Source organism: Pseudomonas lijiangensis, from assembly GCF_018968705.1.
GTDB classification, from domain to species: domain Bacteria; phylum Pseudomonadota; class Gammaproteobacteria; order Pseudomonadales; family Pseudomonadaceae; genus Aquipseudomonas; species Aquipseudomonas lijiangensis.
Window position 1 is genome coordinate 3,996,176 of record NZ_CP076668.1, and the last position, 26,185, is coordinate 4,022,360.

At 59.6% G+C, this 26,185-nt stretch carries 25 protein-coding genes; 4 read left to right on the top strand and 21 right to left on the bottom strand.

Annotation, left to right across the window (positions count from 1 at the left end):
• Window positions 1–3 precede the first annotated feature (3 nt).
• The 8 genes from pabC to KQP88_RS16520 all read right to left on the bottom strand — a co-directional run bounded on the left by pabC (window position 4) and on the right by KQP88_RS16520 (window position 6,165).
• Complete coding sequence (gene pabC / locus KQP88_RS16485; protein ID WP_216703635.1) at window positions 4–819, bottom strand: aminodeoxychorismate lyase; 816 nt, start codon at window positions 817–819, stop codon at window positions 4–6.
• On the bottom strand, window positions 819–2,063 hold the full coding sequence (fabF, locus tag KQP88_RS16490; RefSeq protein WP_200992461.1) for a beta-ketoacyl-ACP synthase II: 1,245 nt from the start codon (window positions 2,061–2,063) through the stop codon (window positions 819–821). Before fabF ends, pabC begins: the two co-directional genes overlap by 1 nt.
• A gap of 109 nt (window positions 2,064–2,172) precedes the next feature.
• On the bottom strand, window positions 2,173–2,409 hold the full coding sequence (gene acpP, locus KQP88_RS16495) for an acyl carrier protein (RefSeq protein ID WP_025261008.1): 237 nt from the start codon (window positions 2,407–2,409) through the stop codon (window positions 2,173–2,175).
• A gap of 191 nt (window positions 2,410–2,600) precedes the next feature.
• Complete coding sequence (gene fabG, locus KQP88_RS16500; protein ID WP_025261009.1) at window positions 2,601–3,344, bottom strand: 3-oxoacyl-ACP reductase FabG; 744 nt, start codon at window positions 3,342–3,344, stop codon at window positions 2,601–2,603.
• A gap of 15 nt (window positions 3,345–3,359) precedes the next feature.
• Entirely contained in the window at window positions 3,360–4,298 is a 939-nt protein-coding gene (fabD, locus tag KQP88_RS16505; RefSeq protein ID WP_038399950.1) for an ACP S-malonyltransferase, read from the bottom strand.
• Window positions 4,299–4,415: 117 nt separating this feature from the next.
• Window positions 4,416–5,438: a phosphate acyltransferase PlsX gene (gene plsX, locus KQP88_RS16510; RefSeq protein ID WP_216703636.1), complete on the bottom strand. Its 1,023-nt coding sequence runs from the start codon at window positions 5,436–5,438 to the stop codon at window positions 4,416–4,418.
• Between the two features lie 4 nt (window positions 5,439–5,442).
• The gene (gene rpmF / locus KQP88_RS16515; protein WP_003179396.1) at window positions 5,443–5,625 is read right to left on the bottom strand and encodes a 50S ribosomal protein L32; all 183 of its coding nucleotides are present in this window, start codon (window positions 5,623–5,625) and stop codon (window positions 5,443–5,445) included.
• 12 nt (window positions 5,626–5,637) lie between these two features.
• A complete protein-coding gene (locus tag KQP88_RS16520; protein ID WP_025261012.1) occupies window positions 5,638–6,165 on the bottom strand; it encodes a YceD family protein in 528 nt (175 codons plus the stop codon).
• Window positions 6,166–6,271: 106 nt separating this feature from the next.
• Between KQP88_RS16520 and KQP88_RS16525 the strand changes: the two genes are divergently transcribed.
• On the top strand, window positions 6,272–6,850 hold the full coding sequence (locus tag KQP88_RS16525) for a Maf family protein (protein WP_216703637.1): 579 nt from the start codon (window positions 6,272–6,274) through the stop codon (window positions 6,848–6,850).
• Between the two features lie 217 nt (window positions 6,851–7,067).
• Here the strand turns inward: KQP88_RS16525 and KQP88_RS16530 are convergent, their stop codons facing one another.
• From KQP88_RS16530 to rluC, 3 genes are read right to left on the bottom strand one after another with little or no spacing between them, the layout of a single operon-like run.
• Window positions 7,068–8,069: a S49 family peptidase gene (locus tag KQP88_RS16530; protein ID WP_216703638.1), complete on the bottom strand. Its 1,002-nt coding sequence runs from the start codon at window positions 8,067–8,069 to the stop codon at window positions 7,068–7,070.
• A 25-nt stretch (window positions 8,070–8,094) separates the two neighbouring features.
• The gene (locus KQP88_RS16535; RefSeq protein WP_216703639.1) at window positions 8,095–8,757 is read right to left on the bottom strand and encodes an HAD-IA family hydrolase; all 663 of its coding nucleotides are present in this window, start codon (window positions 8,755–8,757) and stop codon (window positions 8,095–8,097) included.
• Window positions 8,747–9,703: a 23S rRNA pseudouridine(955/2504/2580) synthase RluC gene (gene rluC / locus KQP88_RS16540; protein ID WP_025261016.1), complete on the bottom strand. Its 957-nt coding sequence runs from the start codon at window positions 9,701–9,703 to the stop codon at window positions 8,747–8,749. Before rluC ends, KQP88_RS16535 begins: the two co-directional genes overlap by 11 nt.
• Window positions 9,704–10,425: 722 nt before the next feature.
• Here rluC and rne point away from each other — a divergent pair.
• Window positions 10,426–13,590 (top strand): ribonuclease E, encoded by a 3,165-nt coding sequence (gene rne / locus KQP88_RS16545; protein WP_216703640.1) that lies wholly within the window; start codon window positions 10,426–10,428, stop codon window positions 13,588–13,590.
• A 75-nt stretch (window positions 13,591–13,665) separates the two neighbouring features.
• Here the strand turns inward: rne and murB are convergent, their stop codons facing one another.
• The 10 genes from murB to KQP88_RS16595 all read right to left on the bottom strand — a co-directional run bounded on the left by murB (window position 13,666) and on the right by KQP88_RS16595 (window position 22,850).
• Window positions 13,666–14,685 carry a UDP-N-acetylmuramate dehydrogenase gene (gene murB / locus KQP88_RS16550; RefSeq protein ID WP_216703641.1) on the bottom strand — a complete coding sequence of 340 codons (1,020 nt, stop codon included), beginning with the start codon at window positions 14,683–14,685 and terminating at the stop codon, window positions 13,666–13,668.
• Between the two features lie 34 nt (window positions 14,686–14,719).
• Window positions 14,720–15,484, bottom strand: a complete 765-nt coding sequence (gene kdsB, locus KQP88_RS16555) for a 3-deoxy-manno-octulosonate cytidylyltransferase (RefSeq protein WP_216703642.1) — start codon at window positions 15,482–15,484, stop codon at window positions 14,720–14,722.
• Window positions 15,481–15,666, bottom strand: coding sequence for a Trm112 family protein (locus KQP88_RS16560; RefSeq protein WP_025261020.1), 186 nt, complete (start codon window positions 15,664–15,666; stop codon window positions 15,481–15,483). Before KQP88_RS16560 ends, kdsB begins: the two co-directional genes overlap by 4 nt.
• 17 nt (window positions 15,667–15,683) lie before the next feature.
• Complete coding sequence (gene lpxK, locus KQP88_RS16565) at window positions 15,684–16,679, bottom strand: tetraacyldisaccharide 4'-kinase (protein WP_216703643.1); 996 nt, start codon at window positions 16,677–16,679, stop codon at window positions 15,684–15,686.
• On the bottom strand, window positions 16,679–17,110 hold the full coding sequence (locus tag KQP88_RS16570) for an ExbD/TolR family protein (RefSeq protein WP_025261022.1): 432 nt from the start codon (window positions 17,108–17,110) through the stop codon (window positions 16,679–16,681). Before KQP88_RS16570 ends, lpxK begins: the two co-directional genes overlap by 1 nt.
• Entirely contained in the window at window positions 17,107–17,781 is a 675-nt protein-coding gene (locus KQP88_RS16575) for a MotA/TolQ/ExbB proton channel family protein (RefSeq protein WP_025261023.1), read from the bottom strand. Before KQP88_RS16575 ends, KQP88_RS16570 begins: the two co-directional genes overlap by 4 nt.
• A gap of 81 nt (window positions 17,782–17,862) precedes the next feature.
• Entirely contained in the window at window positions 17,863–20,079 is a 2,217-nt protein-coding gene (locus tag KQP88_RS16580; protein ID WP_216703644.1) for a DNA internalization-related competence protein ComEC/Rec2, read from the bottom strand.
• A 266-nt stretch (window positions 20,080–20,345) separates the two neighbouring features.
• Window positions 20,346–21,134 (bottom strand): ABC transporter permease, encoded by a 789-nt coding sequence (locus tag KQP88_RS16585; protein WP_025261025.1) that lies wholly within the window; start codon window positions 21,132–21,134, stop codon window positions 20,346–20,348.
• Entirely contained in the window at window positions 21,131–22,063 is a 933-nt protein-coding gene (locus tag KQP88_RS16590) for an ABC transporter ATP-binding protein (protein WP_025261026.1), read from the bottom strand. The genes KQP88_RS16585 and KQP88_RS16590 overlap by 4 nt, the downstream gene beginning before the upstream one ends.
• 163 nt (window positions 22,064–22,226) lie before the next feature.
• A complete protein-coding gene (locus KQP88_RS16595; protein WP_216703645.1) occupies window positions 22,227–22,850 on the bottom strand; it encodes a glutathione S-transferase family protein in 624 nt (207 codons plus the stop codon).
• A 159-nt stretch (window positions 22,851–23,009) separates the two neighbouring features.
• Here KQP88_RS16595 and KQP88_RS16600 point away from each other — a divergent pair, with 159 nt between their 5' ends.
• On the top strand, window positions 23,010–25,457 hold the full coding sequence (locus KQP88_RS16600) for an acyl-CoA dehydrogenase (protein WP_216703646.1): 2,448 nt from the start codon (window positions 23,010–23,012) through the stop codon (window positions 25,455–25,457).
• A gap of 75 nt (window positions 25,458–25,532) precedes the next feature.
• Complete coding sequence (locus tag KQP88_RS16605) at window positions 25,533–25,943, top strand: PA2817 family protein (protein WP_117167382.1); 411 nt, start codon at window positions 25,533–25,535, stop codon at window positions 25,941–25,943.
• Window positions 25,944–26,185 lie beyond the last annotated feature (242 nt).

Sequence of the window (26,185 nt, forward strand, 5' to 3'; positions counted from 1 at the left end):
GAATCAGTTATCCAGAAGTGCTCGAGCAATATCTTGCAGTTTACGGGTGAGCGGACCAACCGGCCAGTTCAGCCTTGAAAAGCCACGCACCGGCCACACGCCATAAACGCTATTGCACAGAAACAGCTCATCCGCCTGTTCAAGGTCGGACAAGTGCAGGTCACGGATATCGACAGCAATACCCTGATTTCGTGCCTGATCCAGCAACTCGGCACGCATCACGCCCGCTACACCGCAACGACTCAGGTCAGCCGTCAGCAGGACACCCTCGCGAACCAGAAACAGATTGCTGTAGACACCTTCGATCACGCGACCGGAGGTATCGCACATCAGGCCTTCGGCATGTTCGCTGTCCTGCCACTCGGAGCGGGCCAGCACTTGCTCCAGGCGGTTCAGATGCTTGATGCCGGCCAGCAGCGGCTGCTCGGCCAGACGGGTCTTGCAGGGGAAAAGACGTACGCCCTGCTCGGCATGGGCCGATGGGTACGCGGGAGCCGCAGAGCCCTGCAGAATGCGTCGCGACTGTGTATCGGGGGCTGGTGCATAACCGCGCTGGCTGTCGCCGCGGGTCAGGATCAGCTTCATGACTCCGTCGCCCAGTTGCGCGGCGAAGCGGCTCATTTCAGTACGAAGCAGCACATGATCGACAGGAATGGCCAAACGGTCACAGGATGTTTCAAGACGCTGCAGATGTCGCTCGAACAGCACTGGCTGGCCCTTGCTGACGGCGATGGTTTCAAACACTCCATCGCCATAAGCCAGACCTCTGTCCCTGAGGGACAGAGAATCTTCGGGGCAACCGTCAACCCAGGCGAGCATCACTCGCCGAACCGACGGAACACCAGCGAGCCATTGGTACCGCCAAATCCGAAGGAGTTGGAGATTGCAACATCGATCGGCATGCGACGTGCCTCATGAGGCACGAAGTCCAGATCGCAGCCTTCGCCCGGCTCATCCAGGTTGATGGTCGGTGGCGCGACCTGATCGGCAATCGCCAGGACACTGAAAATCGCCTCGACCGCGCCCGCGGCACCCAGCAGGTGACCGGTCATGGACTTGGTGGAGCTGACCGCCAGTTTGTAGGCGTGATCGCCGAACACCGACTTGATCGCCGAGGCTTCAGCCAGGTCGCCCGCTGGCGTCGATGTGCCATGAGCGTTGATGTACTGGACCTGCTCGACATTGAGCTTCGCATCACGCAGCGCATTGACGATACAACGTGCAGCACCGGCACCATCCTCGGGTGGCGAAGTCATGTGATAGGCATCACCGCTCATGCCGAAGCCAACCAGCTCGGCATAGATGGTCGCGCCACGCGCCTTGGCGTGTTCGAGCTCTTCGAGCACCAGAGCGCCTGCGCCATCGGAGAGCACGAAACCGTCACGCCCCTTGTCCCACGGACGACTGGCACGTGCAGGGTCGTCGTTGCGGGTAGACAATGCACGCGCCGCACCGAAACCACCCATGCCCAGACCACAGGCTGCCATTTCGGCGCCACCGGCGATCATGACGTCAGCTTCGTCATAGGCAATATTGCGCGCAGCCATGCCGATGCAATGAGTCGCGGTGGTACACGCCGTGGCGATGGAGTAGTTAGGACCCTGTGCCCCCAAATGGATGGACAGGAACCCGGAAATCATATTGATGATCGAGCCCGGCACGAAAAACGGAGAAATCCGCCCTGGCCCTTGCTCGTGCAGCAGACGACTGCTGTTTTCGATGTTGGTCAGACCACCGATACCCGACCCCATGGCAACGCCAATGCGCTCGCGGTTGGCATCCGTGACCTCAAGACCCGCATTGCGCACAGCCTGAAAGCTGGCTGCCAGACCGTATTGAATAAAGAGATCGAGCCGACGCGCTTCCTTCGGCGCCAGGTATTCTTCGACATTGAAGCCTTTGACCGAACCACCGAAGCGGGTGGTGAAGGCCGAAAGGTCAGTGTGCTCGATAAGGCCGATGCCACTACGGCCCGCCAGAATCCCTTGCCAACTGCTGGGCACATCATTGCCCAATGGCGAAAGCATGCCCATCCCGGTGACCACGACGCGTCTACGCGACACAGGACTCTCCTTCTCTATTGTTGACAAAACATCGCTTTTTCAAAGAAAAAACCGCACGCCGGTAAGAGCAGTGCGGTTTTCACATCACAGCAACAACGATTACAAAGTCTTAGCCCTGGTGGCTGTTGACGTAATCGATAGCAGCTTGAACGGTGGTGATCTTTTCCGCTTCTTCGTCAGGGATTTCGGTCTCGAATTCCTCTTCCAGAGCCATTACCAGCTCAACGGTGTCCAGGGAGTCAGCACCCAGGTCTTCAACAAAGGAAGCGGTGTTAACGACTTCTTCTTCCTTGACGCCAAGTTGCTCGGCAACGATTTTCTTGACGCGCTCTTCGATGGTGCTCATACCTAGTTTTAACTCCTAGTGGAAATATTCAGGCATCTGGCCAGAGGGTAAGTGTATAGAAGAGGTTTTGCTGATTTCAAGCTTCACGCTCCTCCACCGAACCTCACCCGCCAATTGCCTATTTGTAGATTGCAGTTTTACAACGGATTTTAGACAGCTCGCATGACACTTTTTGAAACGAACATCCACTCTCAGCTCATGTACATCCCGCCGTTGACCGGGATTGTAGCCCCGGTAACGTAGCCTGCGCCTTCCGACGCAAGAAAAGCGACAACATGTGCAATTTCTTCAGCCTGACCCAGACGCCCCAGAGGGATCTGCGTGATCAGGGATTGACGCTGAGCTTCAGGCAGCTCGCGCGTCATGTCTGTATCGATGAAGCCTGGTGCCACCGAGTTCACGGTCACGGCACGGGAGCCCACTTCACGAGCCAGTGCACGGCTGAAACCTTCCAGACCAGCCTTGGCAGATGCGTAGTTTACTTGACCTGCGTTGCCCATGGCACCGACAACCGAACCAATGCTGATGATACGACCCCAACGCGCCTTGGTCATGCCACGCAATACGCCCTTGGACAGGCGGAACAGACTGTTCAGGTTGGTGTTTACTACATCATGCCATTCGTCATCTTTCATGCGCATCATCAGGTTGTCCCGGGTAATACCGGCATTGTTCACCAGAATCAGCGGCGCACCGACACGCTCCTGAATGGTGGACAGCACCGAATCCACGGACTCGGCATTGCACACATCCAGCGCCAGGCCGAAGCCTTCGATGCCGTTTTCCTTGAATGTAGCAGAGATGCGCTCGGCACCGGACTCAGAGGTCGCGGTACCCACAACGACTGCACCATTGCGGCCCAATTCCAGGGCAATGGCTTGACCAATTCCACGACTGGCGCCAGTCACCAGTGCAACTTTACCTTGCAGGCTCATGCAAGCTTCTCCTAATCAGGCCAGTGCCGCACGAGCGGCGGCAAAGGCGTCCGGGGTATCCAGGTTGTAGGTAATCACGCCTTCGGCGCAACGCTTGTTCAGACCAGCCAATACCTTGCCCGGCCCACATTCCACCAACTGGGTCGCACCATGGCTCGCCAGGCTCTGGATGGATTCCACCCAGCGTACCGGCTTGTACAACTGCTCCAGCAGATCGCGCTTGAGCGTAGCCAGATCGTTCACGGCAGCGGCGCTGACATTCTGCACCAGCGATATGACAGGCGCTTGCCACTCGATAGCCTCGATGGACTCGGCAAAGCGCTCGGCCGCCGGACGCATCAGCTCACAGTGGGAAGGAACGCTGACCGGCAAAGGCAATGCACGTTTTGCGCCACGGGCCTTGCACAGCTCCATTGCACGCTTCACAGCCTCGGCGGCACCGGCAATGACGACCTGGCCCGGCGAGTTGAAATTCACGGCACTGACCACTTCGCCCTGCGCAGCTTCGGCGCAGGCAGCGATGACATCGGCATCGTCCAGACCCAGGATGGCAGCCATGCCGCCCTGACCGGCCGGAACCGCTTCCTGCATCAGTTGGCCGCGACGCTCCACCAGCTTGACCGCATCGGCAAGACTGAGGCTCTGCGCAGCAACCAGTGCACTGTATTCGCCCAGGCTGTGACCGGCCACGAACGCCGGAACCGCACCACCTTCGGCCAGCCACACATGCCACAGGGCAATGGACGCCGTCAGAATGGCAGGCTGGGTCTTGTCGGTCTGGTTGAGAGACTCGACCGGACCTTGCTGGGTCAGTGCCCAGAGGTCATAGCCCAGGGCATCGGATGCCTGTTCAAAAGTGTCGAGGATCAACGGATGCTGTGCGCCCTGCTCGGCGAGCATGCCGAGCGATTGCGATCCTTGACCCGGAAAGACGAATGCGAGGGATGCAGACATGTAACAGGCCCCTGAATTGTTGTCGTCGAAAATAGGCGTCCGGGCATGCCGAACGCAGGAATTCAAATTTGCATGACTGCACGTTTGGATGACTGGCCAGTCAATTGCGTCACATTTTCAGGAATCACTACTTTGCAGTAACACTTCAAGCCGCCCGCGCAGGCGTTGCGGCAGGTTTTCCCGAACCTCGATCAGCGCCCGCCGGATCGCACTCTCGAACCCCTGGGCGCTCGCCGAACCATGACTCTTGACCACAATGCCCTGCAAACCCAGCAGGCTTGCGCCGTTGTGCCTTGCAGGCGCCAGCTCGGCCTGCAGACGCCTCAACAAGGGCATCGCCAGAACCCCGACCGCCTTGGCCATCAGATTGCGCCTGAACAGCTCATCCATTCGCGCAACAATCATGGTCGCCAGCCCTTCGCTGGACTTGAGCAGCACATTGCCGACAAAACCGTCACAGACCACCACATCCGCCTCGCCGCGATACAGGCCATCACCCTCGACGAAACCGATGTAGTTGATTCCTCTGGCTGCCTGCAACAAGACGGCAGCCTGCTTCACCTGCTGATTGCCCTTGATGTCCTCGGTGCCGACATTGAGCAAGGCAACCCTGGGATTCACAACCCCGAGCGCCTCCGCCGTGACCGCACCCATGACCGCGAACTGATAGAGAGCCTCGGCCGAACAATCGACATTGGCCCCCAGATCCAGCAACTGACAATAGCCGCTGCGCGTGGGAATGGCGGCGACCATTGCCGGCCTGTCGATACCCGGCAAGGTCTTGAGCACAAGACGCGACAACGCCATCAATGCACCGGTATTGCCTGCACTGACACAGGCCTGAGCCTGACCGTCAGCCACAAGTCCGAGGGCCACGCGCATCGAGGAATCAGGCTTGCCACGCAATGCCTGGGACGGACGCTCATCCATGGTGACCACTTCACTTGCATGAACAATATGCAGGCGCGAGCGATCCACACCGGAATGGCGGGCGATCAGTTCTTCAATCAAGGGAGCTTGGCCGACAAGGGCCAGATGAAGCGAGGGCGTAGCAGTCAGGCACGCGAGGCTTGCCTGAACAATGTTGCGGGGACCGAAGTCCCCGCCCATTGCGTCGATCGCAATGATCGGAGCGGACAAGAAATTACTCGTCAGCGCCCTTGTCGATCACTTTACGGCCACGGTATACGCCTTCTGGCGATACGTGGTGACGCAGGTGAACTTCACCAGTGGTCTTTTCTACGGACAGAGTGCTTGCCTCAAGAGCGTCGTGCGAACGACGCATGTCACGGGCAGAGCGGGATTTTTTGTTCTGCTGAACAGCCATAATGATTAACTCCTAAACGTTTGGGTCACGCTTTAACTGCGCCAATACACTGAACGGGTTGGACCGCGTTACCTCGTCCACGCTCGGTTCGGGCTCATCGAGACCCGCCGGTTGCTGGCATTCTTCCGGATGATGAGCAGGCACAATCGGCAAGGCGAGCAAAAGCTCCTCCTCGATCAATGCCAGCAGATCCAATGGATCTTCGCCCAGTTCCAGCACGTCATAACCTTTCGGTAACGACTGGGTATTCGCACCCTCCTTCACCACCGCGTAACTGCACTCGCTGTGGATCGGCAGGGTGACCAGCTCAAGACAACGCTGGCAAACCATCTTGACCGAGACGTCGATGGAACTGTGGATAACCACAGACCGGCGCTCGTCACGCTCAAAAACGAATTTAGCCTGCACCGTACCGACATCGTCGGAAAGCGGGTCGCAGAGTCTCTCCAAATCGGCCAGAAGCACTTCACCTTGAAGGGTAGTGCCACGATCAGCCAATTTGCGCGGGTCAACGTGAGGTGGAATCGGGTCATTCAACATAGGCGCAGCATTCTAGGGATGCCCCCTTGGCATGTCAAAGGAAATTCAGGCCTGTTCGCAACTCAGGCCTCTCATTAGAATCGACGCTCAGCCCAAGGAGAACCGTATGCCATCCCTGCTTCTCGCCTCCAGCTCCCCTTATCGCCGTGAACTGCTGGGTCGCCTGCGCCTGCCATTCGTCTGCAAATCGCCGGATATCGACGAAAGCCGTCACCCAGAAGAGAGCGCAATCGACCTTGTGCAGCGTCTCGCCCGGGAAAAGGCACAGGCACTTGCCAGCGAATATCAGGACCACCTGATCATCGGCTCCGACCAGGTTGCCGTACTCGGCGACCGGATTCTGGGCAAGCCTCACACCTTCGAGCGCGCTCTGGAACAACTGTCAGCCGCCAGCGGTACCACCGTCACCTTCCTGACAGGCCTGGCCCTGCTCAACAGCAGAACCGGCCACTGCCAGATCGACTACGTGCCCTTCAGCGTCCACATGCGCAATCTGGACCAGGCCAGCATCGAGCGTTACCTGCACGCCGAACAACCTTTCGACTGCGCAGGCAGCTTCAAGGCCGAAGGGCTTGGGGTGAGCCTGTTTCGCAGCACCGAGGGCAGCGACGCCACCAGCCTGATCGGCCTGCCACTGATTCGTCTGGTGGACATGCTTATAAATGAAGGCGTGAGCATTCCCTGATGCCAGAAACAGACAACCCGACCACAGACCTAATACCGGTCAGCCAAGGCGACAAATCACTTTGTGGGAGGCAGCTTGCTGGCGACTTTAACGGACAGACGCAGAATATCTGTCAGTTTTCAGGTCTTTTCGCCAGCAAGCTGCCTCCCACAAGTCTTGTCTGACCTTAACCGATCAACATTACGACCAGTGGTCGGGTTGCTTGGTAAACCAGGGATCAGCGCAACGTCGGCCCGTTGAAGCCAGCCCACATTGCAATCCGCTCCGCGATACTGGCGCCCAGCTTCTTGGAGAACCGGTCAAAAGGTGACTCCTGAATGGTGTAGTCGACGATCTCCTTCTCACCAATCACTTCACGCGCTACATAGCTGGAACTGCCGAGGCCGTCGATCAGACCCAGCGCCAGTGCCTGCTCGCCGGTCCAGACCAGCCCCGAGAACAGCTCGGGATGATCCTTGTCCTTCAGGCGATCGCCACGACCCTGCTTGACGCTGGCAATGAACTGACGATGCGTCGTGTCCAGCACGCTCTGCCAGAACTGCGTTTCGTCAGCTTTCTGTGGCTGGAACGGATCAAGAAACGCCTTGTGCTCGCCCGAGGTATAGGTCCGACGATCCACACCCAGCTTTTCCATGGTCCCGACAAAACCGAAACCGGCTGCCGTCACACCAATGGAGCCCACCAGACTGGCCTTGTCGGCGTAAATCTGGTCAGCGGCACTGGCAATGTAATAGGCACCCGAAGCACCCAGATCGGTAATCACCGCATACACCTTGATATTCGGCTTCTCGGCGCGCAGACGACGGATTTCGTCATAGACATAACCCGACTGCACAGGACTGCCGCCCGGGCTGTTGATGCGCAGGATCACGCCCCTGGTCTTGGAGTCCTCAAAAGCGGTGCGCAGGCTGCCGACAATATTGTCGGCACTGGCCGGCTCCTTGTCCGCGATCATGCCCTGCACTTCGATCAGTGCGGTGTGGCTTGCGCTGCGCGAAGCGCTTTTTTCCATATCCAGCAGCGGCGTGAACAGCAGCAACATGCTGAACAGATAGGCAAAGGTCAGAAATTTGAAGAAGATGCCCCAGCGACGCGCTCGACGCTGCTCCTGAACACCCGCCAGCAGCGTCTTCTCCAGCAGCTTCCAGCTTTTTGCATCTTCCTTGCCAGCGGCGTCATCCGCTTTTTGCGAGGCAGGCGCTTTCCATTCGTCAGACATATCTCACTCACTCCAACCGCAAAGACTAAACGCCACGCCCACTCAACCAGGTGCGCAACTCAGGAAAATTATCAATGGACAGGCGCGGCTGAAATTCGCGCAACGAAGCCATGGACTGAGCACCATAACCGACCGCCACCGAATCCATGCCAGCGTTACGTGCCATCAGCAGATCGAAGGACGAATCACCTACCATCAGCGAGCGCTCGGGACTCACGCCACAATGAGCCATGATCTCATGCAACATCAACGGGTCAGGCTTGCTGGCGGTTTCGTCGGCAGCCCGGGTGATATCGAAGTAATCCAGCCAGTCATTGGACTTCAGGACCCGATCAAGACCGCGACGCGCCTTGCCCGTGGCAACGGCAATGCGATAGCCCTCCTCGCGAAAGGCCTCGATGGACTCGCGCACACCGGCAAACAGAGGCGACGGCACCTTGTCCATTTCCATGTAGCTGTCGGCATAGCGCTGGCGAAACTCGAGCAGATCGCTCGGCGTGATGTGCGGGTAGAGCGTACGAATCGCCTCCGGCAAGCCAAGGCCGATAATGCCCTTGATTGCCGGATCGTCACGAACCTCCATACCGCCCTGCTCTGCCGCCGTACGCATGGCCTGGACGATACGACCGACCGAATCGGCCAACGTACCGTCCCAATCGAAAATCAGCAGATCATAATCACGACGCACTCAAACGCTCCACGGTCTTGGCCCACATCTCATCGACCGGGGCCTGCAACTTCAGTTCGCCACCATCTGGCAATGGCACGGTAAGCATATAGGCATGCAGGAACAGGCGCTTGCCGCCCAGGTCGCGAATCTCGCGACTGAAATCTTCATCGCCATACTTGGTATCGCCGGCAATCGAATGCCCGGCATGCAATGTGTGAACACGAATCTGGTGGGTACGCCCCGTGACAGGCTTGGCCTCGACCATGGTCGCGAAATCACCGAAACGGCGCAGGACCTTGAAAATCGTCAGGGCCTCCTTGCCTTCGTCATTGACCTCGACCATGCGCTCACCGGAACGCAGGTTGCTTTTGAGCAATGGCGCATTGACCTGTTTCTGGGCGGTCGCCCAGTGCCCGCGAACCAGCGCCATGTAGCGTTTGTCGACACCGTCGCCACGCAAGGCAGCGTGCAGGTGGCGCAACATGCTGCGCTTCTTGGCGATCATCAGCAGACCGGAAGTGTCGCGGTCCAGCCTGTGTACAAGCTCAAGCTCCTTGGCATCGGGCCGCAACTGGCGAAAGGCTTCGATGACACCGAAACTCAGGCCGCTACCGCCATGCACGGCAATGCCGGCCGGCTTGTTGAGCACGATCAGGGCCTTGTCTTCATAGACAATGGCCGCCTCGAGGCGCTGCAAAAGACCTTGTGCAACCGGTACCGGCTCATCACGCTCAGGCACACGCACAGGCGGAACGCGCACGATGTCGCCCGCCTGCAACTTGTACTCGGGCTTGATCCGCCCCTTGTTCACACGCACTTCGCCTTTGCGCAAAATGCGGTAAATCAAGGTCTTGGGCACACCCTTGAGATAAGTGATCAGAAAGTTATCGATGCGTTGACCGGCAAGTTCCGGGGCAACCTCTACCAGCTGAACGCCGGGGGTTGGGGGGGCAATATTCGTCATGCGGCAAATCATAACAATTTTTTATGGATTTGAAGCACTTAATGATTGCTGCTATAGTCGCGAACGCCGCCAAAAGCGGCCGGACAGCGGACAAACGGTTGACAACCGGCCCTGACCAACGCAATTCACGAGGACGGGAGGCCGTCCTACGAGGCGTTCGGTGACAACGGAGCACGCTGGAAACGTAACGAGCGCAGGTGACATGAGGCCTGAAACACGCCAGATCGCAGAGCAACCACTCGCCTTCCGCGCGCACAATTCACGGCCAGTTCACAAAGTGCAGTCGCTTCCAGACGCTACGAGCGAATGTTTCGGGAACAACGCCTCAAGCAATGATGCGCGAACTTCCCCTAGAAGCTCGCGGTAAATGCCAACCCGCTGCGGATTCTGCGCACGGCAGCACCCGAATTATCAGGGATACGTGTAGGGTGGAGATGCACAACCATCGGACTGTGTAGCACAAGGCTTGTTCTAGACGCTTCATCTCGTCCGCTACCGATGGTCGATTCCTCCTCCTGACAAAGTTTTTGCTGTAAAGGGTGCCTTTTGTCACCCCAGCAAACAGGAAACGTCGTCGCGACTCTTCGATTCCTTATCGAGAACATCGCTAGACAATGGAGTGTCCACACACTCTTGACGCGCCCTGACACCGACCGTGAGAAGTCGTGTGTGCCGAACGCCGTTTCCGGCAGCCCGGAAACCGACGGTACTACATGAAAAGAATGCTGATTAACGCAACTCAACCCGAAGAGTTGCGTGTTGCTCTGGTAGACGGCCAGCGCCTCTACGACCTGGACATCGAGTCCGGTGCACGCGAGCAGAAGAAGGCCAATATCTATAAAGGCCGGATCACCCGCATCGAGCCAAGCCTGGAGGCTGCCTTTGTCGATTTCGGCTCTGAGCGCCACGGCTTCCTGCCCCTCAAGGAAATCTCCCGCGAATACTTCAAGAAGTCTCCTGAAGGCCGCGTGAACATCAAGGACGTCCTGAGCGAAGGCCAGGAAGTCATCGTCCAGGTCGAAAAGGAAGAACGTGGCAACAAGGGCGCAGCCCTGACCACCTTCATCAGCCTGGCTGGCCGCTATCTGGTCCTGATGCCCAACAACCCGCGTGCCGGTGGCATTTCGCGCCGCATCGAAGGCGAAGAGCGCAACGAACTGCGTGAAGCCCTCAACGGTCTGATCGCACCTGCCGACATGGGCCTGATCGTTCGCACTGCCGGCCTCGGCCGCAGCAGCGAAGAAATGCAGTGGGACCTCGACTACCTGCTGCAACTCTGGACCGCCATCAAGGAAGCGTCCCAGGATCGTGCCGCGCCCTTCCTGATCTACCAGGAAAGCAACGTCATCATCCGCGCCATCCGCGACTACCTGCGCCAGGACATCGGTGAAGTCCTGATCGACAGCATCGAAGCCCAGGAAGAAGCCCTGACCTTCATCCGTCAGGTGATGCCGCAGTACGCCAGCAAGATCAAGCTGTACGAAGACAGCGTTCCGCTGTTCAACCGCTTCCAGATCGAAAGCCAGATCGAAACCGCCTTCCAGCGCGTCGTCGAACTGCCTTCCGGCGGCTCCATCGTCATCGATCCGACCGAAGCCCTGGTGTCCATCGACATCAACTCGGCGCGCGCCACCAAAGGCAGCGACATCGAAGAAACCGCCCTGCAGACCAACCTCGAAGCAGCCGAAGAAATCGCCCGTCAGTTGCGCCTGCGCGACATCGGCGGCCTGATCGTCATCGACTTCATCGACATGACCCCTGCCAAGAACCAGCGCGCCGTGGAAGAGAAAGTCCGCGAAAGCCTGGAAGCTGACCGCGCCCGCGTTCAGGTCGGTCGCATCTCGCGCTTCGGTCTGCTGGAAATGTCCCGTCAGCGCCTGCGCCCTTCCCTGGGTGAAAGCAGCGGCATCGTCTGCCCGCGCTGCAACGGCACCGGCATCATCCGTGACGTCGAGTCCCTGTCGCTGGCTATCCTGCGCCTGATCGAAGAAGAAGCCCTGAAAGACCGTACTGCCGAAGTACGCGCCCAGGTGCCGATCCCGGTCGCGGCCTTCCTGCTCAACGAAAAACGCAACTCGATCACCAAGATCGAACTGCGCACTCGCGCCCGCATCATCATCCTGCCGAACGATCATCTGGAAACGCCGCACTTCGAAGTCCAGCGTTTGCGCGATGACAGCCCGGAAGCGCACAACAACCAGACCAGCTACGAAATCGCCGCTGCCGCTGCCGAAGTGGAAGAAATGGCACCGCAAGCTGCTGCCACCCGCACCCTGGTTCGCCAGGAAGCGGCGGTCAAGACCGCACCAGCCCGCGCCAACGCACCGGTTCCAGCCCAGGCTGCCGCTCCGGTTGCAGCACCTGTCGCTCACGAGCCAAGCCTGTTCAAGGGCCTGGTGAAATCCCTGGTGAGCCTGTTCGCCACCAAGGAAGAGCCTGCTGCACCGGTTGTCGTGGAAAAACCGGCCACCGAGCGCCCTGCCCGCAACGAAGAGCGTCGCAACGGTCGTCAACAGAGCCGTGGCCGCAACAACCGCCGCGACGAAGAGCGCAAGCCGCGTGAAGAACGCGCACCTCGCGAAGAGCGTGCCGAGCGCGCCCCACGCGAAGAACGTGCTCCTCGTGAAGAGCGCGCTCCACGCGAACCTCGTGAAGTCCGTGACGATTCGGCTCCACGTGAAGAGCGTCCGGCTCGCGCACCACGCGAAGAACGCGCACCTCGTGAGCGCAAGCCACGCGAAGCACGTGAAGACCGTCCGGTACGTGAACTGCGCGAACCTCTGGATGCAGCGCCAGCCGCCGCCCGTGAAGAACGCCCTGAGCGCGCTCCACGTGAAGAACGCCAGCCACGCCAGCCTCGTGAAGAGCGTCAGCCACGCGAAGAGCAGGCCGCAGCAGCGGTCAGCGAAGAAGAGTTGCTGAACAACGAAGAACTGGCCAGCGAAGAGAACCAGGAAGGCAGCGAAGGCGAACGCCCTCGTCGTCGCTCCCGCGGTCAGCGCCGTCGCAGCAATCGTCGTGAGCGTCAGCGTGACGCCAACGGCAATGTGATCGAAGGCTCCGAAGAAAACGAAGGCAATGACGATGCAGCTCAGGTCGTGACTGCTGCGGTCGCTGCTGGCGTAATCAGTGCTCCGGCCGAGGCGCAAGCCAACCGTCAGGCAGAAATCGCCAACGCAACCACTGAAACACCTGCCGAGACAACTGCCGAAGAAGCACCGGCACCTGTTGTCGAAGCACCTGCTACCGAAGCCCAGCCAGTCGAAGCTCAGGTTGTAGAGGCCCCGGCCGTTGAAGCACCTGTTGCCGAAACTGCTGTAAAAGCCGAAGCAGCGCCTGAAGTCGAAGTGCAACCAGCAGCAGTCGAAGCCCCGGTACGTGCGGCCCAGGCTGAACTGTTCGAAGCGCCAAAGGCTGAAAATGTCGTGCCGTTCACGCCGACACCAGAGCCGACCCCGGAAGTTGCGGTAGAAGCGCCTGCTGCGGCAGACGTGCCAGCGACCGAGTCCACCGAGCTGCCAGTGCCTGCACCAGCCGCCGAGCCTGTGCTTGTTCAGGAGGAGCCTGCTCCTTATGCAGCAGCACCACAAGCCGTGGAGCCAGAGCCAGAGCCGGCACCGCAAGCAGAGCCTGCTCCTGCCGTAGTCGCTGAAACTCCAGCACTGCCGGTCAGCAGCAATGGTCGTGCACCGAACGACCCACGCGAAGTTCGTCGCCGCAAGCGCGAGGAAGAAGAGCGTCGTCGCCAGGAAGCTGAACAGGCTGCTGCCAGCAGCACTGAAGCCGCACCTGCCGAAGCGGTAACCGAAGAAAAGGCCGAAGAAGCCGTTGCTGCACAGCAACAGCCTCAAGCCAAGGAAGAGACTGAGCCTAAACCTCTCGTCTGATCCATGAAAAAGCCCTACCTGTGTGAGCAGGTAGGGCTTTTTTGTGTCCGCTGTTCAGCGCTGCATCAGGAAACCTCAGTACAGATTGGGCTCCATCTCCAGCTCCACGCCAAAACGCTCGGCAATGTCCGCCTGAATGCGACGGGCAAGGCTCAGCAATTGCAGGCCCGTGGCCTGGCCATGATTGACCAGCACCAGCGACTGAAGCGCATGCACGCCAGCATCACCATCACGAAACCCCTTCCAGCCTGCCTGCTCGATCAACCAGCCAGCCGCCAGTTTCACGCGACCATCGGCCTGGGGATAACCCACCACGCCCGGATAATTGCGCTTGATGGCTTCGCTCTGCCCGGCCGTCACCAACGGGTTCTTGAAGAAACTCCCGGCATTGCCCAGCACCGCAGGGTCCGGCAGTTTTTCACTGCGGATCTCGCAGATGGCGCGGCTGACATCAAAGGGCGTCGGCTCCTTGATGCCCATATCGTCCAGGCGCTGGCGAACCGGCCCGTACTCCAGATGCAGGGAAGGCGCACGCTGCAAGGTAAAGCGCACACGTAGAATCAGCCAACGACCAGGTTGTTGCTTGAATACGCTGTCGCGATAACCGAACCGGCAGTCTTCCAGGGAAAACTCACACAACTCGCCGCTCTGACGATCCAGCGCCGTCAGGCTATGGAAAACATCCTTGATCTCGACGCCATAGGCACCGATGTTCTGCATCGGGGCAGCGCCCACCGTACCGGGAATCAGGCTCAGGTTTTCCAGGCCAGAAAAACCCAGTTGCAGACATGACTGCACGAAGGGATGCCAGGGCTCGCCCGCCTCTGCCTCGATAATGCCCTGCGCACAATCTTCCTTGACGATACGAATCCCGCGACTGGCCATGCGCAGTACCAGCGCCCGGACGTCGTCGGTCAGCAGCAGATTGCTGCCACCGCCAATCACCAGCAAAGGCACATCATGCTCGGCGCTGTAGGCCAAGGCCTGATGCACTTCCTGATCGTCACGGGCCTCGGCGAACAGTTGCGCCTGCACGTCCACGCCAAAGGTATTGAAGGGTTTGAGGGAAACCCCGGACTGCACCTGCAAGGTCATGGGCTTACCTTAGATTGAACAAGACAGACTGACATCAAATCTCCAGCAAGCGCCTTACACGCTCAAGGTCTTCAGGCGTATCGACACCGGCAGGCGGCGTTTCCACCGCATCGGCCACATGAATGCGCACGCCATTCCAGAGCGCTCGCAACTGCTCCAGGCTTTCGGTGTTTTCCAGCCAGCAAGGCCCCCAACCGACGAAGTCATGCAGGAAACCGGCACGGTAGGCATAAATACCGATATGCCGACGATAAGGCACGCCTTCAGGTAACACCTCCCGACTGCTGGCCAGAGCATCACGCGCCCAGGGCAGTGGCGCCCGACTGAACGTCAGGGCCAGGCCGTTTACATCCGCGACCACCTTGACCACATTCGGATTGAACAGCGCAGCCACATCGTCCACCGGCTCGGCCAGGGTCGAAATCCCCGCTTCAGGGTGCGCCGCAAGATTGGCCGCCACCTGATCGATAACCGCTGGAGGGATCATCGGCTCGTCACCCTGGACATTGACCACAATGGCATCAGCCGCCAGCCCCAACTGCTCGGCCACTTCAGCCAGACGGTCGGTGCCGGAGTTGTGATCGTCACGCGTCATCAGAACCTGGGCACCGAATGCCTGACAGGCCTCGAAAATCCGCCCGTCATCGGTGGCAACCACGACACGTTCAGCGCTGCTTTTGCAGGCCTGCTCCCAGACATGCTGGATCATCGGCTTGCCCGCAATGGTTTTCAGGGGTTTGCCGGGAAAGCGGCTGGAGCCGAAACGCGCCGGGATGACCACCGTGAAAGCCATTGTCATTTTTCCAGGCGCTCTTCAGCCGTCAGGGTGCGCGCTTCGGTTTCCAGCATCACCGGGATGCCATCACGAATCGGGTAAGCAAGGCCTGCGCCTTTGCTGATCAGTTCGGTCTTGTCGGCACTGAGCTTCAGCGGTCCTTTGCTGATCGGGCAAGCGAGGATATCGAGCAGTTTGGTGTCCATGGGGACTCCTGAGGCAATTATGGAAAAAGACGTGTCAGCTGCTCATCGAACCAGTTGACGAAGGCAGCACCCGGCACCGCATCCACCGCCAGATACCACCAGTCATCGGCCGCGAAAGACCGGCATTTCACGGCATCCTTCTCGGTCATGATCACGGGCAGCGATGGCGTGAAAGCAAGCGTTTGAGCGCTGTAGACCGCATGGTCGGCAAAAGCGTGGGGTACGGGCCGCCAGTGTAATCCTTCAAGGGTATTGAAGAAACGTTGCGGGTTACCGATGCCGGCCACGGCATGCACTGCCTGACCGGCGGGGAAATAGTCCACCGGCTGACGCTCGCCGCTGCGCAGGTTGATCAGGGCCGAAGGCTTGAGCACAAAGCCATAGCCGTCGTCGCGATCTTCAAGGGCGCCGTTGTAGAGCAAGGCATCGACACTGTTGAGCCGTTCGACCGGCTCGCGCAAGGGACCGGCAGGCAGGCAACGGCGGTTGCCCAGCCCACGCGCGGCATCGATCAGCACCAGCTCAAGATCACGGGCCAGACGGTAATGCTGCAAGCCGTCATCACTGAGGATCAGGTCCAGCGGCTCGGCAGCCAGCAAGGCACGCACGGCACTGCTGCGATCAGGGTCGATCATGAGCGGCACGCCACAACGCTGCACGATCAGCAGCGGCTCGTCGCCCGCCTCGTCGGCACTCTGCTGCGGCAGCACCCGCCACGGCAGGCTTGGGGGTTTGGCTCCATAGCCGCGACTGACCACTCCGACCCTCAGGCCACGGCTTCGGCAGTGTTCGATCATCCACAGGATCAGCGGCGTCTTGCCCGTGCCGCCCACGGTAATGTTGCCCACCACCACGACCGGCACCGGTGCCCTGTAGATCTCGCCCTCACCGGCGAGAAAGCGCTCACGCTTGCCGTTCACGACACGCCGGTAAAGGCTCTCAAGGGGACGCAACAGCGCCAGCGCCGGATGGCCTTTGTACCAGGCTTCAAGCAAACGATCGGTAAGTGCCATCAGTTAGCCTGGTTGGCCTCGACCGTGGTCATGCGCAGATGGCTGAAACCCAGCTTGCCTGCGGCGTCCATGGCCGTAATGACCGATTGGTGGGGAGTCTTGCCATCGGCACTGATCGACAGCGGCAGGCTGGTATCGCCCGCCGACTCGCGTTGCAGGGCTTCGATCAGGGTCGCCAGATCGTTTTTCGGCAGCAACTGGTTGTTCAGGGAAAACAGGCCGTCGGCATTGATGGCGATATCCAGGTGCTTGAGGTTGGCCTCGGTATCCGGAGTGCCCGTCACCGCCTGGGGCAGATCCACACGCAGTTGGGTTTCACGGGTGAATGTCGTGGTGACGATGAAAAACAGCAACAGGATAAACACCACGTCGATCAACGACACGAGGTTGATGTCGATGTTCTCCCGAGGCTTGCGACGGCGAAATTTCACTTCTTCTTGCCCCCGGCACGGGCCTGGGATTTCAGATCGACCGGCGCGTCCACCAGATCGACATCACGGTCGCCCTGCACCACTTCCACCAGACGAATGGCCTGTTGCTCCATGCCGACCACCAGCTCATCGACGCGGCTTTGCAGGAAACGATGGAAGAAAATCGCCGGAATCGCGACGATCAGGCCCGATGCCGTACAGATCAGCGCCTTGGAAATACCGCCAGCCAGCGCACCGGCATTGGCCGTGGCGCCCGAACTGTTGAACGAACCGAAGATATCGATCATGCCCAGCACCGTACCCAGCAGACCCAACAGGGGAGCCATGGCGGCGATGGAACCCAGGGCGCTGAGGTAGCGCTCAAGATCATGGATGACTCGTGCGGCCGCTTCTTCGATGCACTCTTTCATGATCTCGCGACCATGCTTGGAGTTGGCCAGACCCGCCGCCAGGATTTCACCCAGTGGCGAATCGGCGCGCAGTAACTTGAGCTTTTCGTTGTCGAGTTTCTTTTCCTGAATCCATTGCCAGACCTGCCCCAGCAGGTGCGGCGGCGTGATGCGGCTGGCACGCAACGTCCACAGACGCTCAATGATGATGCCGGCAGCGGCGATGGAACTCAAAATGATCGGCAACATCATCCAGCCGCCAGATTTGACCAGTTCCCACACAGTGACCACTCCCTGAAAAATTGGCGCCACTCTAACATAGGCTCGGCGGCTGTCCGAAGCCCGAGATGAACATCCGCGCATTCAATCACGCCAGAAGCGCTGCTCGCCCCGCTCTGCCCGGGGTTGGCCGAAAGTCCCCAGTTGCAGCCCGACAGCACCCAGCTCGGCACTGTCGTAGCTCTTTATCCCGTGCCATCGATAACGCGCCATCACCAGAGGATGAGGATGCCCGAAGGCATTGTTGCGTCCACGGGAAATCAGCACGCCCACCGGGGCCACGGCACGCAGAAACAGCTTGGAAGAAGAGGTCCGGCTGCCATGATGGGGCGCCTGCAACCAGTGAGCACGCAGATCGAAACCGCTGTTAATCGCAGCCTGCTCGGCCTCAACATCGATATCGCCGGTCAGCAGCAATCGCTCACCCATGGCCTCGACACTCAGCAGGCAGGACGACTGATTGCCCTCCTCGGCCTGCTCCCAGCGCCAGGTCGCAAAACGCACACCATCCCATTCCCAGGTTTCATCGTTGCGACACAGTTGAGCATCAAGTCGGGGATCAAGCCTTGCCAGCTCACCACCCAGGACCCGAAGAACCGGCAGTGCACCATGAACAGCCAGCGCACCGCCGGCATGATCGGCGTCGGCATGGCTGAGCAGCATCAGGTCCAGCTTGCGCACGCCGGCTTTGCGAATCGCAGGCAGCACCACTCGCTGACCGATATCGAACTCCCCGAAACGCGGCCCGGCGTCATACAGCAGCGTGTGATGGCGGGTGCGCAAGAGAATCGCCAGCCCTTGCCCGACATCCAGTTGAAGCACCTCGACCTGCCCGTGGGGCACCGATTTGAGCGGCGGGAAAACGCACAGCAATAACAGTGGCCAACCCAACAGACGCATGGGCATGCCCTGGGGCATTAATAACAGCAGAGCGCCCAAGAGGCTCATGGCCCAGGCCCAGACTGGCACTGTGCTTGGCAGCCAGGCAGGCCGGACATCGGCAATCCAGCCCAGAACAACGAACAAGCCTTCCAGCGCAGCACCGGCCAGCCAGAGCAGGCCTTCGCCAATCACTGGGACGGGCAACAGCAGCGTCCCGAGCAATGCGGGAGGCAATACGATCAGGCTGACCCAGGGCACCGCCAGCAGATTGGCCAGCGGGCCACTGATGCTGACCGGCAGATTCAAGGCCAGCAGCATCGGCAGAAGACCAATGGCGATCAACCATTGAGCCCGCGTCCAGCTCTGCCACCAACCCCAGGCACCGAGACGCCCGCCGAAGATCAGGATCAGAATCGCCACCGCCGAGAACGACAGCCAGAAGCCCGGCTGCAAACTGACCAGAGGCTCGAAGATCAGGACCAGATTGAGCGACATCAACAGTGGCAAGAGCAGCCCGAGATGCCGAAAGCGCAAACGCCAGAGCAGCACCATCGCGACCATCACACAGGCCCGACGCACCGGCACATCGAACCCGGCCAGCAGGCCATACCCCAGCGCAGCCCCGAATGCCAGACCGCAGGCCCACGGCAGCCAGGGCAGAAAGCGCGGCCATAATCCCCGGCGAGCCAGCCCCGCGATCAGCAGATAGACCACACCGGCCAACAGGCCGATATGCTGGCCGGATATCACTAGAAGATGCACGGTGCCGGTGTCCTGCAGCACCTGCCAGTCGGAAGTCGACAAGCCCGAACCGTCGCCCAGCACCAGCGCCGCCAGCCCGCCTTCACGACCATGGGCTTCGACCGCCAGCAAGCGTTGCCGAATCCCGTCACGCCATGCAGCGCGTGCGGGTGTCAGCAACTGCCCGTCCACCACCGTGCCGGTAGCGCCAATGCGCTGGGCCAGCAACCAGGCCTGATAATCGAACGCATCGGGATTGACCAGCCCGGCAGGACGCTTGAGCTTGACCGCCAACTTCCAGCGCTCGCCGCTGCGCACTTCGGGACCGCCATACCAGGCCACACGCATCAGTTGCGGCAACCTGGCCCGCCGTGATGTTGCATCCTCCAGCTCGAAACGCACCACGCCCTCGGCAGCACCTGGCAAACCGACCACCTTGCCTTGCAGCCACAAGGTCTGCCCGTCGAGGCGCGGCAACAGACGATCGTCCAGCGCCGACTTTGCCGACACGCAGGCCCAGGTGAGTCCAAACAGAAAAAGTGCCAATGGATAAGTGCGAAACGGCAACAGCATCAACGCCAACACCGGCATCAGCAGCAATAGCCATACCGGAGGCAACACGGGCAAAAAACGCAGGGCCAACAGACCCAGAGCAAGCGCGATCATCCCTGTGCGCATGAACATCCCTCAAAGCGGTGAAGCCTCAAGGATGAGCGCAACAGACAGAAATGGGCGGGATGGAGTGTTACCGCTTTTGTTCTTCAGCCTGCCTGTGCTCCCACTATGGGGGTAATGCAGATCAGTTAAGACACAAACAAAACTTGTGGGAGGGGCCTTGGCCGCGACGACCAGCTGACAGGCAACACAACTTTCAGCGCCTGTTTACATTGCTGTCGCGGCCAAGGCCCCTCCCACGGATTGTGATCCAGCCACCTGCTTTTTGGTTACTGCCTCATACCCCGGCCACTCACCAGCAGGCGGGCGCAGCCGATGTACAGCACCACGGTCGCCACAACCATGAAAGCCAGGGCGATGCTGATCCGGATATCAGAGACACCCAGAATGCCGTAACGGAAGGCATTGACCATATGCAGCACCGGGTTGGCCAGCGAGACGGTCTGCCAGAACGGCGGCAGCAGGCTGATGGAGTAGAACACGCCACCCAGGTAGGTCAAAGGCGTCAGCACGAAAGTCGGGATAATCGAGATATCGTCGAAGTTGCGCGCAAAGACGGCGTTGATGAAGCCCAGCAGCGAGAAAATCGTTGCCGTCAGCACGACCACCACAATCGTCACACCCAGGTGATGCACTTGCAGGTCGGTGAAAAACATCGACAGCAGGGTCACGATGAACCCGACCATCAGGCCGCGCAAGACACCACCCAGGGTGTAACCCACCAGAATGGTATGCGGGGAAACCGGCGAGACCATCAGTTCTTCGATGGAGTGCTGGAACTTGGCACCGAAGAAGCTCGACACCACGTTGCCATAGGAGTTGGTGATCACCGACATCATGATCAGGCCCGGCACGATGTACTGCATGTACGTGAAGCCGCCCATGTCGCCGATCTGTCGGCCGATCAGGTTGCCGAAGATCACGAAGTACAGAACCATGGTGATCGCTGGCGGCAGCAGGGTCTGAGGCCAGATCCGCATGAAACGCCGGACTTCGCGATAGACGATGGTGTTCAGTGCAACCATGTTGGGACGAAATTCACCGCTCTGGCCGGTCATAGAGCCACCTTCGCCAGATTCTTTTCAACCAGTGACACAAACAGCTCCTCAAGTCGGTTGGATTTGTTACGCAGGCTCAGCACTTCGATGTTCTGCAGGGCCAGCTGGCTGAACAAGGCGGTGATACCGACGCTCTTGTCCACCTGGACTTCCAGAGTATGGCTGTCCAGCAGCTTGCAGGGATAGCCGATCAGTTGCGGCGCGCTCTGGTAGGCATTCTTCAGATCCAGCACGAAGGTTTCGACGCTCAGGGTGTTGAGCAACTGCTTCATGCCCATGTTCTGGACAATCACGCCGTGGTCGATGATGCCGATGTTGCGGCACAACTGCTCGGCCTCTTCCAGATAGTGCGTGGTGAGGATGATGGTGATGCCTTTCTGGTTCAACTCAGTCAGAAAGGTCCACATCGAACGACGCAGTTCGATATCCACACCTGCGGTCGGCTCGTCGAGGATCAACAGGCGCGGCTCGTGGATCAGCGCACGAGCAATCATCAGGCGACGCTTCATGCCACCGGACAACGAACGCGAAGGCACATCACGCTTGTCCCAGAGCCCCAACTGAGTCAGGTACTTCTCGGCACGCTCCTTGGCGATTTTCATCGGGATGCCGTAGTAACCGGCCTGAGTCACGACAATATCGAAGGTCTTTTCAAACTGGTTGAAGTTGAACTCCTGAGGCACCACGCCAATGGAACGCTTGAGCGCGGCCGGCTCGCGGTCCAGGTCGTGACCAAAGATGTTCACGGTGCCACTGGTCTTGTTGACCAGGGTCGAGATGATGCCGATGGTTGTGGATTTGCCAGCACCGTTAGGGCCGAGCAAAGCGAAGAAATCACCTTCGGCGACGTCCAGATCAATACCACTCAGGGCCTGGAAACCGTTGCCGTAGGTTTTGGTTAGCTGCCGGATGGACAGAGCAGAACTCATATCGAAAAACACACCAATTCAGGGAGAAAAGAAAAAGATTGTCGCTTGAAATAGCTGCTTACAAGTCAACGCAGCCCGGCCATGTTGCTTGGCTGCGTCGCACAAGTACAGATACATCCATTGATAGTAATTATTAACAGCAGGGCCAAAGTAGCCCCGATGTTCAGGTCAAGGGGGTCATGACCGCCTTCTGATAAGCCGGTCGCGTCTTCAGGCGCTCATACCAGGCTTTGAGGTGAGGCAACTCGGGACGTTCAATCGGCATTTCAAACCAGCCGTAGGCAAAGCAGCCCAACGGGATATCGCCCATGCCGAACACTTCGCCAGACAGATATGGCTGGCGGGACAGTGCCTCGTCAGCCACTTTCAACAGGCTGTGCAAGGTCTGGATGCCTGCCTTGATCTTGTCCCAGTCCTGTTTTTCGGCGGGTGTGCGAACCACGCCCCAGAACACCGGACTGAAAGGAACGGCAATGGTCGACGTGGCCCAGTCCATCCATTTATCGGCCTGGGCACGGGCCTTGAGGTCGTCTGGATACAAAGACGTGCCGGATGCATGTTGGGCGGCCAGATAGCGCACGATGGCATTGGATTCCCAGAGCACGAAATCGCCGTCCTCGATCATGGGAATACGACCATTGGGATTCTTGGCCCGGTATTCGGCCCCGTCCACCAGCCCGAAAGCACCACCTGCATCGCGGGTTTCGTAAGGCACACCCACTTCTTCGGCAATCCATAGTGCCTTGCGCACGTTGCTGGAATTCTTGCGTCCCCAGATCTTGAGCATTGCATTCCCTCGGCAATTGTTCTGAAAAATGTTCGCACGCCAGTCTAACCTGAGAACACCGCAACTTCCTTGACCATGAAGGGTCACTAACGATGTCGGCGCAGATCGGCCAGGCGAACAGCCTTTGCCAGAAGCCAATGTCATCACGGGGGAATACTTATGCTGTTGCTGTGGATTGTTGTTCTGGTGGTCGGCATTGCCTGGCTGGCCCATCGACGTACCGAACCGCTGCCTGCACTGGGCATCGTGGCGGTCTACCTGCTGGCGATGGGTATTTTCAGCCATACACCGGGCTGGCTGCTGACAATCTTCTGGGTGCTCTGGCTGGCGGTCATGTTGCCACTGGCACTGCCGGATCTGCGACGCAGGTATTTCACGGCGCCGATGTTCGCCTGGTTCCAGAAAGTGTTGCCGCCCATGTCGGAGACCGAGCGCGATGCCATCGACGCCGGAACCGTCTGGTGGGACGGCGAACTGTTCAGTGGCCGTCCGGACTGGGACAAATTGCTGGCTTATCCCAAGGCTCGCCTGACCGAAGAAGAACAGGCCTTCATCGACGGCCCGACCGAAGAACTCTGCGCCATGGTCAGCGACTGGGAAATCGGCCAGGCCATGGACCTGCCGCCTGAAGCCTGGGCGCATATCAAGGAACATGGCTTCTTTGCACTGATTATCCCCAAGGAATACGGCGGCAAAGGCTTCTCGGCCTACGCCCACTCTCAGGTCGCCATGAAACTGGCCACTCGCAGTGGTGACCTGGCGTCCACGGTCATGGTCCCCAACTCCCTTGGCCCGGCTGAATTGCTGCTGCATTACGGCACCGACGAACAGCGCAATCATTACCTCCCGCGTCTGGCCCGTGGCGAGGATATCCCCTGCTTCGCCCTGACCGGCCCGCTGGCGGGCTCCGATGCTGGCGCGATGCCCGACACCGGCATCATCTGCAAAGGCCAGTGGCAAGGTGAAGAAGTCATAGGCCTGCGCCTGAACTGGGAAAAACGCTACATCACCCTCGGCCCGGTAGCGACCTTGCTGGGTCTGGCGTTCAAGGCCCATGACCCGGAACATCTGCTGGGCGACGAAGAGGACCTGGGCATCAGCCTGGCCCTGATTCCCACCGACACACCGGGCGTGGAAATCGGTCGACGCCACCTGCCGCTGGGCGCCGCCTTCATGAACGGCCCCAACTCCGGCAAGGACGTGTTCATTCCCCTGAGCTACCTGATCGGTGGTCAGGAAATGCTCGGTAAAGGCTGGATGATGCTGATGAACTGCCTTTCGGTGGGCCGTTCGATCTCGCTGCCGGCAGTGGGCACCGGTGCCGCCAAGTACACCAGTCTGGTGACCGGCCAGTACGCGCAGGTCCGCGAGCAGTTCAATGTTCCGCTGTCGGCCTTCGAGGGTATTCAGGAAGCGCTGGCACGTATCGGCGGCAATGCCTGGCTGATGGACAGCGCCAGGATCCTGACCGCCAATGCGGTGGACCTGGGGGAAAAGCCTTCGGTACTGTCAGCGATCCTCAAGTACCACCTGACCGAGCGCGGCCGCGAATGCATCAGCCACTCCATGGACGTCCATGGCGGCAAGGGCATCATCATGGGCCCGAACAACTACCTGGGTCGCAACTGGCAAGGCGCGCCGATCTTCATCACCGTGGAAGGCGCCAACATCCTTTCCCGCAACCTGATGATCTTCGGTCAGGGCGCGATTCGCTGCCATCCGTTCGTCCTCAAGGAAATGGCCCTGGCCGGACGCGAAGACAAGGACAACGCCCTGGCCGAGTTCGACACCCTGCTGCTCAAGCATATCGGCTTTGCGGTGAGCAACGCGGCCAGCACCCTGGTGCTCAATCTGGGCCTCGGCCATTTCGAGCGGGCACCGGGCGACAGCCTGAGCCAGGGTTATTTCCGCGCACTCAACCGTCAGGCCGCTGCCTTCGCCCTGCTGGCGGACTTGAGCATGATGCTGCTGGGCGGCGAGCTGAAACGCCGTGAACGTCTGTCGGCGCGATTGGGTGATGTGCTGAGCCATCTGTATCTGGGCTCGGCCGCACTCAAACGCTATTACGATCAGCATTCGCCCGAACACCTGCGCCCCCTGCTGCGCTGGGCCATGGAAGAAAGTCTGGGGCAATCCGAGCGGGCACTGGACGAGTTGCTGAGCAACTTCCCCAACCGCCTGCTGGGCGGTTTGTTGCGAGTGGTGGTCTTCCCGTTCGGCCGTCGCCACAAAGGCCCTTCGGACAAACTGGGTGCCGAAGTCGCGCAAGTGCTGGGCCGCGACAAGGGTGACGCTACGCTGGAAGAGCTTCTGGCCGGTTGCTATCGCCCACAGGCGGAAGGTGATCCGGTCGCAGCGCTGCAACAGGCCTGCGACTTGCTGAGCGAAGCCCAACCGCTGCACAAGAAACTGCAAAAGGCGGTCAAGGGTGGACAGGTCAAACCTGAGCCGGGCGAAAACATCATTGATGCCGCCCTGCGCCTTGGCGTCCTGATGCCCAGCGAAGCACAGAGCCTTAAGACGGCAGAAGCGGCACGCCGCAAGGTGATCGACGTGGATGATTTCGACAAGGAGCAACTGACGCTGGCGCCGGGCAAGACTCGATAAGCGTCAGTCCATTCCCACAGCGAGCGCGCAGAGCCTTATACTCTCGCGCTCGTTTTTGTCTTTGAGGATCACATCATGGCCGACGCCACTCTCGACCACCATCTCAGCCTGCTGACGCACCTGCGCAGTATTCTGGTCGCGCTGGGCGAGGCCGACCAGGTTCCCGAGGAAAGCCATGCGCTGTTCCTGGAACGCTTCGACGAGTTGATCACGCTGCTTCCGCAAGACCCTATCGAAAGCCAGTATCTGGGTCAGGACATCATCTGCCAGGTCATCCAGCGCTACCCGCAAATTGCCCACCTGGTACCCCGCGACCTGCTCTGGTTCTTCGCGGGTGATTGCCTGCATTTCATGCCGGACGACGAAATCGACCTGTATCAGGCACTCGAAGAGCGCCGTTACGAAGCCGAACAGAATGACGAGCCTTTCGACTGGAACCAGGAAAAACAACTGCTGGCCATGTCGGAGCAAAGCAGCAAGCATTAAAGTCAATTCTGTGGGAGATCACCCGTAGCCTTGGCGCCGCGCTGTCGCGCAGCAAACAGGTGTAGGAGCGCGCTTGCCCGCGACCGGCTGCGCAGCAGTCGTAGATATTGCGAGCGCTTCGCACTCGGTCGCGGGCAAGCACGCTCCTACATTAACCTTGCAATTCAAGATGTTGCGCTATGTTTGATGAGAGGGGCCTTGGCCGCGACAGCAATGTAAACAGGCGCCGAAAGTAGTGTTGC